This window comes from Burkholderia cepacia complex sp. TUM26381 (assembly GCF_057439935.1).
On sequence record NZ_CM172007.1, the window covers coordinates 842,275 to 854,008 of the forward strand.

The window sequence follows — 11,734 nt, forward strand, 5'->3', positions numbered from 1 at the left end:
ACGCGCGTTTAGCGCGTGGGGCCGGTCTGGCCGGACGCGAGCGCGACGCCGTCCGTCAGGTAGCGGTGCACGGCCGGCAGATGCTCGAGCGCGAGCGCCGGATACGCGTGATGCACCTGGTGATAGCCGATGTTGCGCGGATACAGCACGAGCTTGCCGATCCAGCCGAACGTCATCGTGCGCGTCATCTTCCAGATCGATTCCGGCGAGCGTTCGCCCATCTCCACGTGATCGTGTTCGAGCAGCACGCGGTTCGCATTCATGATGCCGCCGATGATCCACGGCAGTCCGTAGTAAGTGAAGAACGGCAGATCCCAGTGCACGACGGCCGCGATCGCGAGCAGATAGCCCGCGCAATGCGGCAGGTCGGCGCGCGCACACGCAATGACTTCGGGGTGACGGCGCAGGTCCTGGCCCGAACGGTCCTGCATGAAGCCGCGTGCGTACCACGGCCGGAACGCGGGCCAGGCGAGCGCGAGCGGCGCCATCAGCGCGCGTAACGGCCACCAGACCGGCAGCAGCGCGCCGCGCAGCATCATCGCGCGCCGCACCCAGCCGCCGCGTGCGGCGAGCCGGTGCAGGTACGGATCCTGGGCGGTGCCGACCGCGCGATGATGGCGCAGGTGGTGATAGCGCATCGCCGCGATGGACGAGCCGATAGTCCAGCCGGCGAGCGCGTCGACGAGCGCGAGCGGCAGCGTCATGCGTCGCACGGGAAGATGGCATGCGTCGTGCAGGATCACGCCGAACGCCTGCAGCCGCCCCGCAATCAGCAACACGGCCGCGACATAGACGATCGGATTCGGCACGAAGCGGATCGCGGCCCAGCACAGCAGGATGCCGAACCAGTCGACGCACGCATAGCGCACGAGCCGCCACGGCCGCGCGCCGGCCACGAACGGCAGCGTGCGGTTCAGTTCGGCGGGTGTCGGCAGCGTGGCGGGCGTGGGCATTCGGCGGTGTCGGGCGCGCCGTCGACGGCGCGTGTGCAGGTTTTGTCGCTGGGCAATATACACCGGTTTCCGGCGCCCGGCGGCCGCGATCAATGCGCGGCGCAGGGCGCGCCGAACCATCGCGCTGCCGCGTGCGCCGCTGCGTCGGCATCCGCATCGTCGTGACCGGCCCATGCGACGATCCCGTCGGGACGCACGAGCACCGCGCGCACTCCGAGCCGGTCTTTTGCATCGCTCGCGATGTACGCGATCCGGTCGCGCCAGCGGCTTGCCAGTGCCTGAAGCGGCCGGGCTGCATCGAAGTCCAGCAGCACGCCCTTGCCGTGCCGGACGCGCTCGCCGAGCCGTGTGCCGTCGGCCAGTTCGAAATCCGGAGCGCTGCGGCCGACGAGCGGGTGATGGCCGCCGAGATCGTACGCAACGGACACGCCCCACACGCGCTCGGCGAAGTACGTCGCGCCGTCGCGCGTGTCGACGAGATCGCGCATGATCGCTTCGAGCGCGCGCGAACTCGGAGACGGCCGCATCAGCGCGACCTGCGCGCGCGACCAGTCGAGCACCCGTGCGCCTACCGGATGCCGCTCGGCCGTGTAACTGTCGAGCAGCCCGTCCGGCGCGTCGCCGCGGATCGTCGCGGCCAGCTTCCAGCCGAGATTCATCGCGTCGCCGAGCCCGAGATTGAGCCCCTGGCCGCCGAGCGGCGAGTGGATGTGCGCGGCATCGCCCGCGAGCAGCACGCGTCCGTTGCGGTAGGTCGCGGCCTGGTACGCGCGGTCGGTCCACGTGGTGGCGAGCCGGAGGGCCGTCAGCGTGACGCCGGTGCCGGACACGCGGCGCAATACGGCTTGCGCATGCTCGAGCGTGACGGGCCCGCTCCGGTGGAACGCGCCGCCGTCGAACTCGACCAGCGCGATGGTTCCGGGCGGCGTGTACGTGTACATGCCGCCCGTCGTGTAATGACGGCCCGGCAGCAGCGCGCCCGGATCGGCGAATTCGGCTTCGATCGAGTAGCCGGTGAATTCGGGATCGGTGCCGGCGAACGCGAAGTCGCCGGCCTTGCGGACCGTGCTGCGGCCACCGTCGCAGCCGACGAGCCAGCGGGCGCGGAACGTCTCGCCGCCCGCGTGAAGCGTGACCGTGTCGCTCGACTGGTCGACGTCCGCGACGGCCAGGCCGCGCCGGATCTCGACGCCCGTTGCTTGCGCACGAGCGGCCAGCGCGGATTCGACGCGCGCCATGTCGGTCGCCATGTGCGTGCCGGCCGGCCCGGGCAGGTGGTACGGCCACTGCGACGCATCGATGTTGTCGTGGAAGAACGGATGCCGGCGAAATGGCCGCCCGGACGGCGCGATTGCTGCATCCAGTGCGCGGTGTCGTTCGCGCGGGGCGGCAGTGCGATGTCGTCGAGCAGGCCGCGACGGTCGAACGCGTCGATGGTGGGCGCCGACAGGCCGCGCATGCCGAACGGAAGACGCTTCAGCGGCGAATCCGGATCGTTCGCCTGCTCGACCACCAGCACGGACAGGCCGCCAAGGCGAAGCTCGCACGCGAGGAACAGGCCGACCGGGCCGGCTCCGGCAATCACGACATCATGGGTGACGGGAAGATTCATCGGGTGGCTCGGTGTCAGGCCGGGGCAGGCCGTGGGCGGTCGATGGCGCGATACCTGACCGGCATCGCGCCCCGTTTGAGTTGACAATGGAACGTTGTTCCAATGGCGAGATATTGGAACGTTGTTCCATGTGTGTCAAGCTAGCGCGCATGAAAACCAGCAACCGGACCGAACGGCGCGCGGATGCGCTGTCGAAAGAGCGGATCGTCGAGGCCGCGATCGAGATACTCGAAAAGGACGGCGAGCGCGCGCTGACGTTTCGCGCGCTCGCTGCGTACCTGGCGACGGGAAGCGGGGCGATTTACTGGCACGTCGCCGACAAGCACGACCTGCTTGCGGCGGCTGCGGACCAGGTGATCGCGGGCGCGATGGCGGACGTGCCGGGCGCGGACGATGGCGATGCGGCGGAAGCGCTCCGGCGCGTCGCGCTGCGTTTGTTCGACGCGTTCAGCGCGCATCCGTGGGTGGGGGCGCAGTTGTTCCGGGAACCGTGGCAGCACGCGGTGCTGCGCATCCTGGAGCGCGTCGGCGGGCAGCTTCAGGCGCTGGGCGTGCCCGAACCGGAGCAATTCAACGCGGCGTCGGCGCTGATGCACTACCTCTTCGGGCTGGCCGGCCAGTATGCGGCCGGCGCGCGGCTTCATTCGCGCGAGACGGGGCAAGCGGAGATCGTCGCGACCGTGGCGGAGCGGTGGGCGCAACTCGAGCCGGCGCAGTATCCGTTCGTGCGCAAGGTGGCGGCGCAACTGGCCACGCACGACGAGCGCGCGCAGTTCCTGGCCGGCATCGACCTCATTCTGGCGGGGATCGGAACGGCCCGATAAGCCGTCGTACGGCGGGTCGACTCGTCAGGCGAGCAGTTGCAGCGCCTCCGCGAGCGACAGCACCGTCGTGCGCGATTCGAACGCGGTGGCGAACAGATGCTCGTGGACCACCGGGTCCGGGTCGTAACAGCAATCCTTGACCGTATAGAGACGGAAATCCGCATCGCTTGCGTGGGCGATCGACGAAAACATCACGCCCGTCGACGCGATACCGACCATGATCAGCGAATCGACGCCTTGCGCGACCAGCCTGGCCTGCAGATCGGTGCCGAAGAACACGCTCGCGCGGTGCGCGACGATCAGCGGCTCGTCGGGCTGCTTGCCCAGCTCCGGCGACGGGCCGTCGTTGATGAACAGGCCTAGCCGTTTGATGCCCTGGCCGTTCTTGTTGAGCGGGCTGACTTCCGGGTAGCCGGGGCTGAAGCGGAGATTCGCGAACCAGACGCCGACGCCTGCGGCTCGTGCCGCATCGCAGAGGCGGCGCGTATTGGCGAGCAGTTCGGGTGCGACCGACGGGAAGAGGTCGAGGATGTCGGTCTGATAATGCATGACGACCAGCGCGGTTTTTGATGGCGCGATGGCGGGAATCGGCGCGCAGGCGCCGTCGCTGGCGTTCGTGTGGGCTGTCGTTGCGACTTCTGATGCGTTGTCCGGATGCATGCGTGATGTTCTCCAGTAACCGCTGCGGGGTGTCGGAAAATCGGTCGTTCGCGTACGTCGTCAACCATGGCGCCTTCGCCGGCCGGGTTGGCTCGACATTGGACGAAGGCGAATCTCCGCTAATGCACGAGATCGCAATGAATCTGCAGCCTTTCCGTGGCGTTGCGGTGAATCTGAAACCCTTGCCGTACCAGTGCGGACTGGATCTGCGCCAGGCTGGAATCGCATCGCCGCATGCGATGCCGCTGCCAGAATGGCGGCGTGAATACGCCCAGCGGCAATAACCGCACGCGACGACCCTTCAACCCGAACGAAACGTCGATATGTGTTCCATCGACGTCGTGTCCGTTGCTTCCGAAAATATCGACAAGCTCGTTGCCTCGGGTGGGGTAGAGCAAGCGGAACAGGCCCATTCCCAGTGCGCGAAACCCGCGACGCGCAACACCCAGACCGGATGCTCGCGGCTCGTAGCCTCGCGTCAGGATCAGGTCGATCTCCGCGGGCAACTCGGCCTGGATCGCCTGCAGCTTCCCCAGCACTCGCGCCTCCACGCGCACGTATCGTGCGGGCCAGCGCGGCCGGATCTGCACGCCGGCTTGAACACCACGCGTCAGCGTCAGCAAATTCGAATGCATCGTGAGGATATCCGTGAGTGTGGCGGGCAACAAGCAAGAATTCAATTTCTTAAAATCAGGCTGCTCAAGTATTGATTCAAATCGCGAAAATCCTTAACCGTCCACGGGTGGGGCGGTAGTTTTACGCCGTTTTCTCGCAACGTTTTTGAAATCAGGTCTCCGTTTGGGCGAAGTATGACTGACGAGACAATAACGCCCGGATAGTCTTTGAGTCGTTTTTTGAACGCGGGTGTCGTAAGGTCGGGTGTGGGTGGGCTGCTTTTATTGGCCAGCGGCCCTGTTCCTCTGGCATTTGCTCCGTGGCACATCGCGCATCTCGCCAGGAAGATCTTTTTCCCGTTATCACTATCCGCGAAGGTTGGTGGTGTTTGGGCAAGCAATGAAATTCCTAACGAGGCGATGAGGATTTTTTTCATTTTTTTGATTTATTGTAAAAGCCGGTGAATGTCTCTTTAGGGGCGATTGCTGCCGAATGACGGGTTTTGTATTGAGTGTGCCGATCGTCACCTGCCGCAGTCGCGCCGGGTGGCGCACGCCCGGCTTCGCCCCCTCAAAAAATCGACCTTCCCGTATAAGTCGTCAACCACTCCAGCGCCAGGGTCCCCGCCAGCGAGTTCCCGTTCGCATCGAGCCCCGGCGCCCACACGCACACGGCCATATCCCCCGGCAGCACCGCAACAATCCCGCCGCCCACGCCGCTCTTCGCCGGCAGCCCGACGCGATACACGAAATCCCCGGCTGCATCGTAGGTGCCGCAGGTCAGCATCAGCGCCGACAGCCGCTTCGCCGAACTCGAATCGACGATCCGCTCGCCGGTCGCCGGTGCGACGCCGCCGTTCGCGAGGAACAGCGCGGCGCTCGCGAGCTCGACGCAATTCATCGTGATCGCGCACTGCCGGCAATACGCATCGATCACCGTGTCGGGCGGCATCTGCATGTTGCCGAAGCTCGCCATGAAGTGCGCCATCGCGCGGTTGCGCTCCGCATGCTGCAGCTCCGACTGCGCGACGCGCGAATCGTAGTCGATGTCGTTCGTGCCGATCATCCGCCGCACGAATTCGACCAGCGCCGTCTCGGCCTTGACGAAGCGGCGGCACAGCACGTCGGTGACGACCAGCGCGCCTGCGTTGATGAACGGATTGCGCGGCTTGCCGCGCTCGCTTTCGAGCTGGACCAGCGAATTGAACGCGTTGCCGGACGGTTCGCGACCGACGCGTTCCCACAGTTCGTCGCCCAGCAGCTGGAATGCGAGCGTGCACGCGAACAGCTTCGAGATACTCTGGATCGAGAAGCGCTCGTGTGCATCGCCGACCGTGTAAACGTTACCGTCGAGCGTCACGACGGCCATCCCGAACTTGTCGGCGGGCACTTTCGCGAGTTCGGGAATGTAGTCGGCAACCCGTCCCTGGCCTATCCAGGGGGCGAGTTCGGTGTGGATGCGTTCGAGGATCGTCTGGTAATTCATCACGTCAGGCGGGTAGGTGAGCGGCCCGGATTCCGGCGAGCCCGTATGGAACCGTCCCGGCGCCGATTCGTCAAGCATGGCCAGCATCGAACCCTGATTTTCAAGACCGTCAAACGGGCAGGCGGCGGTCGCAGTATCATGCGGTACGTTTCGGCCGATGGCCGGCGTCCGGCACCTGCCGGCGTCGCCGCGGCCCCCTCGATGATCCGACCGCTGCCCATGTCTTTCCGCATCCTGCTCGTCGAAGACGACACCCGCCTGTCCACGCTGATCGCCGGCTACCTGCGCAAGAACGACTATGAAGTCGACACTGTGCTGCATGGCGACGCCGCGGTGCCGGCGATCCTGTCCATTCGTCCCGATCTCGTCATCCTCGACGTGAACCTGCCGGGCAAGGACGGTTTCGAAATCTGCCGCGAGGCGCGCAAGCAGTACGACGGCGTGATCATCATGGTGACGGCGCGCGACGAGCCGTTCGACGAACTGCTCGGCCTCGAATTCGGCGCGGACGACTACGTGCACAAGCCGGTCGAGCCGCGCATCCTGCTCGCGCGGATCAAGGCCCAGCTGCGCCGCGCGCCCGCACGCGTGACCGAGAGCACCGCGCCGCAGCCCGAGCGCTACGCGTTCGGCAAGTTTTCGATCGACCGTACCGACCGTACCGTCGTGCTGCCCGACGGCAGCACGCCCGACCTGACGTCGGCCGAATTCGACCTGCTGTGGGCGCTCGTATGCCATGCGGGCGAGGTCGTCAGTCGCGACGACCTGATGCTGCAGCTGCGCGGCGTCGAATTCGACGGCCTCGACCGCACGATCGACGGACGCATCTCGAAGCTGCGCCGCAAGCTGCGCGACGACGCAAGCAACCCGCAGCGGATCAAGACGATCCGCAGCAAGGGTTATCAATTCAGCAAGCACGCGTGGGAATGACGCCGCCTGCGCGCGACGCCGTCACGTTCCGCGCGGGCATTCCACCCGCCGGCCGGGAGCCGCGATGATCCGACGAACCCGTTCGCACCCCGATGCGCCGCCGTTGCCGACGCTGCGCTACGTCAAGTGGCGCTGGCTGCATTTCCGCCGCGCGTGGACCGACACGCGCGCCGACCGCATTCCGAGCTGGTCGCGCCTGTACGTGCGCACCTACCTGCATCTGCTTGGCCTCGTGTTGCTGACCGCGCTCGTGCCGGCGCTCGCGCTATGCGTCGAATTGTCGCCGCAGGTCGTGTGGCATGCATTCGATTCGCTGCCGGGCGATATCTGGATCGTGCTCGCGTTCGTGTTCGCCGCGCCCGCACTCGCCGCGTACCGGTGGATGCGGCCGGTCTGGTCGGATCTCGTGATGGTGCGTGAACGCGCGATCGACTTCACGGGCGGGCGCTTCAACACGCGCGCCCGCGAATCGCACAGCGTGATCATCGGGCCGCTCGCCCGCACGCTGAACGCGCTCGCGATGCGCATGGAGCGGCTGATCGCCGCGCAGCGCGATCTGACGAACGGCATTTCGCACGAACTGCGCACACCGCTCGCGCGCGTGCGCTTCGCGCTCGAAATGCTGCGCGAACCGGGCTCCGCGGCCGAGTACCAAGGCGCGCTCGAGAGCATCGCGCAGGACGTGACCGAGCTCGAAGAGTTGATCGACATGAGCCTCACGTATGCGCGGCTCGAATACAGCTCGCTGCAGTCGAACCTCGAGATGACCGCGCCCGTCGCGTGGTTCGAGCACCAGGTGAACGACGCGCAATTGCTGTATCCGGAGCGTGCGATCGAGGCGCGCATCGCGATCGCATCGGATCTGCGCGTGAAGATGGACCGCCGGCTGATGTCGTACGCGATGCGCAATCTGCTGCGCAACGCGAGCAAGTACGCGAAATCGCAGATCGTCGTCGGCATCTCGCTCGTGCACGGCAACATCGGGATCTTCGTCGAGGACGACGGCCCCGGCGTGCCCGAGAGCGAGCGCGAACGGATCTTCGACGCGTTCGTGCGCCTCGACCGCCGCACCGGCGGCTACGGGCTCGGCCTGTCGATCACGCGGCAGGTGCTCCATGCGCACAATGGCCGGATCGCGGTCGTCGATCCGGTCGCACTCGGCGGCGCGCGGTTCGAGATCAGCTGGCCGGTCTAGCGAGACGCCGCGCGAGGTCCCGCCCTCGGCAGCCACGATGGCGACGCGCGCCGGTTGCGTGCGCGTTGCCGGCATTCCCCGCCGTCCTTCCCCGTCGCCTCTCCGTATTGCAATCGCATGAAGATTCGTTTGCAGCGCGTACGCGCCGTGCATTACGATTGCAATTGCAACTACTTGGGCCGGCGGTCTGCAGCAGCGCAAGCAGGCGGCCTGCGACGCAGTAGCGAAGCCGGGGCGGCCCTGCCTGCCGCCCTTCGTTCATGCATTCCTGTCCGGGTCACGCCTCATGCGGCTACTGAATATCGTGTCTTCTCCCCGTGGCGCCAGGTCGGCGTCGATCGCGGTTGCGAATGCGTTCGTCGACGCGTACTGCAACGCGGAGGCGTCGGTCGACGTCGATACGCTGAATGTCTGGGAAGAGGACCTGCCGGACTTCGACGGCGACGCGATCGGCGCAAAGTACAAAAGCGTCGCGAACGAACCGATGAATGCCGCCGAGCAGTCGGTCTGGCTGCGGATCCAGTCGCTCGTGAAGCGGTTTCAGCAGGCGGACCGGATCGTCGTCGGCGTGCCGATGTGGAATTTCGGGTATCCGTACAAGCTCAAGCAACTGATCGATCTCGTCAGCCAGCGGAACATGCTGTTCACGTTCGATGGCGCCGCCTACGGCCCGCTGCTGACGATTCCGCGCGCGCTGGTTGTCCATGTGCGCGGGCAGAGCGGGGAAACCGGGGCGGGACGTCTCGACACCCCCGGGTTCGGGCATCAGGCCGATTACATCGAATTCTGGCTGAAGTTCATCGGCGTGAACGAGGTCAGGAGCCTGACCGTCGAACACACGTGGAATGCGAAGGCGCACGACAGCATCGAACGGGCGCAAGCGCGGGCGATCGCGATGGCTGCGGATTTCTGATCGGGGAGTACGGCGGCGCGACGGCGGCGCGGATGCCGCCGAAGCGGCATCCGCGCATGCTCAGTAGGTGCGGCCGAGCTGCAGGTAGAAGTTGCGGCGGCCGCCCGGCGCGAGCGCCACGCCGATATAGACGGGCCCGAACGCGGTCGACAGGCTCGTGAAGAACGTATAGCTCTGCTTGAGCGCGCCGCCGCCGATCTGTTGCCCGCTCGACCACACGTTGCCGACTTCCGCGCTGGCGCCCACCGACAGCGCCTTGATCGGCGACGCGTTGAACGTCATCAGCTGGTTCATGTAGGTGATCTGACCGTACGCGAGCTCGTTGCCGTTCAACTGGTCGGCCGCATACGCGGACAGATGCTGGAAGCCGCCGAGCGTGAAGTTGAACGCGTTGATCAGGTTGGTGCCGCCGATGCTCTTGCCGCCTTCGATCGTCGCGCTGATGCTGTGCCGGCCGAACTGCTGCGCAACCATCGCCTTGCCGTAGATCTCGGTGTAAGGCGCGTTGTTGATCCCGTCGTCGAATTCCTGTGCCGAGCCGCCGTTGCGCGACACCAGCGAGCGCTCGACACGCAATTCGCCGAAGTAGCCCTTGCGCGGGAACATCGGATCGTCGAGCTGGTCGATGACGAGCCGCGCGCGCGCGGTCAGCGCCTGGGACGTGAAGCTCGGCCACAGCAGGTTCTGGCCGCTGCCGTCGTCGAACGGCAGGTTGTAGGTCGGCGAGCCGTGCCCGGTCACGTAGCCGATGCCGACCCGGAAATCGCCGAGCCGAGCGATCGGCAGGCCGAAGTCGATCCCGGCGCGCGCCGTCTGCATCAGGTACTGCGTGATCTTCACGTTACCGGTGTCGTCGTACAGGTTCGCGTAGCGGCGCTGGTATTCCGCGTACGGCGACAGGTAGACGCCGTAGGCCATCGACAGCGGCTGGCGGAATTCGACGCGCGCCGACTGGAGGTCGCTGCCGATCGTCGTGTCCGCGCGGAACTCGAGCCCCGATTCGGTGAGCCACGGCCGCCGGTAGCCGACGTGCAGGCGGAAGCCGCCCTCGTCGGTCGAACTGCTCGACATGCCGAGCCCGAACAGCAGGAAATTCGGCCCCCAGTACTTCTCGCGCGCGTTGATCTCGAGCACGTTGTCGTCGCCGTGGCTCACGATCTGCTGCGTGACGCTCTCGAAATTGCCGCCCGTCGTGAGTCCGAGCAGATCCTGGCTGACGGTCTGCGGATCGTAGGTGTCGCCGGGCTTCACGTGCAGCGCGTTGCTGACGACCCGCTTCGGCACGCCGCCGCTGGTCTTGATGTCGATGCGCGTGATCCGGATCGGCGGCGGCAGCGGCTGCGCGTGCGCGGACCGGTAGGCCGCGTACTGTTCCGGCGTGAGCGCGAAACGGCGCAGCTTCGGCAGCGCCGCGGTCGCCGCGGCCGCGCCGGCGGCGATCGCCTGCTTCGCGTTCTGGAAATCGGTGAACGCGAGCGAGCCGAGGTCCGGCGTGAGCAGCACGTCCTGCGCGTCGAGCTGCTTGCGCTGCGCGGTCACGTTCTGGCGGATCAGGATGCCGACCATCTGCTGCATCACGTCGGCGGGCGACGCGAGCGCATCGAGCGGGCGCAGTTGCGAGCCGATGTCGACGGCGATCACGACGTTCGCGCCCATCTGCCGCGCGGTGTCGACGGGCAGGTTGCTGACGAGCCCGCCGTCCACGAGCGCGCGCCCGTTGATCTCGGCCGGCGCGAACAGGCCCGGCATCGCCATGCTCGCGCGGATCGCGAGCGGCAGCGAGCCGTGGTCGAGCACGACCATCTGGCCCGTCTGCAGGTCGGTCGCGACCGCGCGGTACGGGATCGGCAGGCGGTCGAACGGCTGGTTGGTCGGCACGGCGGCCGTCCAGTTCGCCAGCAGCGCCTGCAGCCGGTTGCCCTGCACGAGGCCGACCGGCGCCTTCACGCCTTTCTTGCCGAAGCCGAGCGTCAGCCCGTTGATGTACAGGCGTTCGTCTTCCCGGCTGCTTTGCGGCAGGTCCGCGCGGTCCGTCACGTCGAACGCGATATCCGCGAGGTTGACCTCCGACAGCCGTTTCTGCATCTCGTCGGCCGCCATCCCGCTCGCGTACAGGCCGCCGACCACCGCGCCCATGCTGGTGCCCGCGACGCAGTCGATCGGGATCCGGTTGTCTTCCAGGACCTTCAGGACACCGAGGTGTGCGTAACCGCGCGCGCCGCCGCCGGACAGCACGAGGCCGATCGACGGGCGGCCGGCCGGGCCGCCGTCGGCCGTGCAGTCATGCGCAGGCGCGGCGGGGGCGGCAGGCGTGGCCGCGGGCGCGCCGGCGGCAGCGGTCACGGCCTGGGCGGCGGATTCGGCGGCCGGCAGCGGCTGCGCGGCGACCGTGCAGCACCAGAAGGCGACGAGCGTCGTGCAGAGCGGGCGCACCCGCGCCCAGCGGAAGGAAACGGTCGCTGTCATGGTGGAAATACCTGGCGTGATCGGGCGTCTGAGGCCTGCCGGGAGCAGGCAAGACCGAGAGATTACCGTGTTTTACAGGCG

10 protein-coding genes and 1 pseudogene are annotated in these 11,734 nt (G+C 66.9%); 4 read left to right on the forward strand and 7 right to left on the reverse strand.

Annotation, left to right across the window (positions count from 1 at the left end):
- Positions 1–8 precede the first annotated feature (8 nt).
- Together ACWMMN_RS20560 and ACWMMN_RS20565 are read right to left on the reverse strand one after the other, a co-directional pair.
- Entirely contained in the window at positions 9–953 is a 945-nt protein-coding gene (locus tag ACWMMN_RS20560; RefSeq protein ID WP_486423869.1) for a fatty acid desaturase family protein, read from the reverse strand.
- Between the two features lie 89 nt (positions 954–1,042).
- Positions 1,043–2,565: pseudogene (locus ACWMMN_RS20565) on the reverse strand (FAD-dependent monooxygenase).
- An 86-nt stretch (positions 2,566–2,651) separates the two neighbouring features.
- On the opposite strand from ACWMMN_RS20565, the gene ACWMMN_RS20570 reads away from it, so the two are divergent.
- A complete protein-coding gene (locus ACWMMN_RS20570; RefSeq protein ID WP_486423870.1) occupies positions 2,652–3,389 on the forward strand; it encodes a TetR/AcrR family transcriptional regulator in 738 nt (245 codons plus the stop codon).
- A 24-nt stretch (positions 3,390–3,413) separates the two neighbouring features.
- On the opposite strand, the gene ACWMMN_RS20575 is transcribed toward ACWMMN_RS20570, so the two are convergent.
- The 4 genes from ACWMMN_RS20575 to ACWMMN_RS20590 all read right to left on the reverse strand — a co-directional run bounded on the left by ACWMMN_RS20575 (position 3,414) and on the right by ACWMMN_RS20590 (position 6,149).
- Positions 3,414–4,049, reverse strand: a complete 636-nt coding sequence (locus tag ACWMMN_RS20575; protein ID WP_342705276.1) for a cysteine hydrolase family protein — start codon at positions 4,047–4,049, stop codon at positions 3,414–3,416.
- Positions 4,050–4,168: 119 nt separating this feature from the next.
- Positions 4,169–4,684 (reverse strand): hypothetical protein, encoded by a 516-nt coding sequence (locus ACWMMN_RS20580; RefSeq protein ID WP_256086075.1) that lies wholly within the window; start codon positions 4,682–4,684, stop codon positions 4,169–4,171.
- A gap of 41 nt (positions 4,685–4,725) precedes the next feature.
- The gene (locus ACWMMN_RS20585; RefSeq protein WP_486423871.1) at positions 4,726–5,100 is read right to left on the reverse strand and encodes a c-type cytochrome; all 375 of its coding nucleotides are present in this window, start codon (positions 5,098–5,100) and stop codon (positions 4,726–4,728) included.
- A 134-nt stretch (positions 5,101–5,234) separates the two neighbouring features.
- The gene (locus ACWMMN_RS20590) at positions 5,235–6,149 is read right to left on the reverse strand and encodes a glutaminase (protein WP_174992536.1); all 915 of its coding nucleotides are present in this window, start codon (positions 6,147–6,149) and stop codon (positions 5,235–5,237) included.
- A gap of 219 nt (positions 6,150–6,368) precedes the next feature.
- On the opposite strand from ACWMMN_RS20590, the gene ACWMMN_RS20595 reads away from it, so the two are divergent.
- The 3 genes from ACWMMN_RS20595 to ACWMMN_RS20605 all read left to right on the forward strand — a co-directional run bounded on the left by ACWMMN_RS20595 (position 6,369) and on the right by ACWMMN_RS20605 (position 9,187).
- Positions 6,369–7,079: a response regulator gene (locus ACWMMN_RS20595; protein ID WP_059239539.1), complete on the forward strand. Its 711-nt coding sequence runs from the start codon at positions 6,369–6,371 to the stop codon at positions 7,077–7,079.
- A gap of 64 nt (positions 7,080–7,143) precedes the next feature.
- Positions 7,144–8,274: an ATP-binding protein gene (locus ACWMMN_RS20600; RefSeq protein WP_059239541.1), complete on the forward strand. Its 1,131-nt coding sequence runs from the start codon at positions 7,144–7,146 to the stop codon at positions 8,272–8,274.
- 286 nt (positions 8,275–8,560) lie between these two features.
- Entirely contained in the window at positions 8,561–9,187 is a 627-nt protein-coding gene (locus ACWMMN_RS20605; RefSeq protein WP_486423872.1) for an FMN-dependent NADH-azoreductase, read from the forward strand.
- A 60-nt stretch (positions 9,188–9,247) separates the two neighbouring features.
- Here ACWMMN_RS20605 and ACWMMN_RS20610 read toward each other — a convergent pair whose 3' ends face one another.
- Entirely contained in the window at positions 9,248–11,653 is a 2,406-nt protein-coding gene (locus ACWMMN_RS20610) for a patatin-like phospholipase family protein (RefSeq protein ID WP_059239545.1), read from the reverse strand.
- Positions 11,654–11,734 lie beyond the last annotated feature (81 nt).

Coding starts and splice junctions, on each gene's coding strand:
- ACWMMN_RS20570 (WP_486423870.1), top strand. CDS start 2,652: ATGGAACGTTGTTCCAATGGCGAGATATTGGAACGTTGTTCCATGTGT.
- ACWMMN_RS20600 (WP_059239541.1), top strand. CDS start 7,144: ATGATCCGACGAACCCGTTCGCACCCCGATGCGCCGCCGTTGCCGACG.
- ACWMMN_RS20595 (WP_059239539.1), top strand. CDS start 6,369: ATGTCTTTCCGCATCCTGCTCGTCGAAGACGACACCCGCCTGTCCACG.
- ACWMMN_RS20605 (WP_486423872.1), top strand. CDS start 8,561: ATGCGGCTACTGAATATCGTGTCTTCTCCCCGTGGCGCCAGGTCGGCG.
- ACWMMN_RS20575 (WP_342705276.1), bottom strand. CDS start 4,049: ATGCATCCGGACAACGCATCAGAAGTCGCAACGACAGCCCACACGAAC.
- ACWMMN_RS20585 (WP_486423871.1), bottom strand. CDS start 5,100: ATGAAAAAAATCCTCATCGCCTCGTTAGGAATTTCATTGCTTGCCCAA.
- ACWMMN_RS20610 (WP_059239545.1), bottom strand. CDS start 11,653: ATGACAGCGACCGTTTCCTTCCGCTGGGCGCGGGTGCGCCCGCTCTGC.
- ACWMMN_RS20580 (WP_256086075.1), bottom strand. CDS start 4,684: ATGCATTCGAATTTGCTGACGCTGACGCGTGGTGTTCAAGCCGGCGTG.
- ACWMMN_RS20590 (WP_174992536.1), bottom strand. CDS start 6,149: ATGAATTACCAGACGATCCTCGAACGCATCCACACCGAACTCGCCCCC.
- ACWMMN_RS20560 (WP_486423869.1), bottom strand. CDS start 953: ATGCCCACGCCCGCCACGCTGCCGACACCCGCCGAACTGAACCGCACG.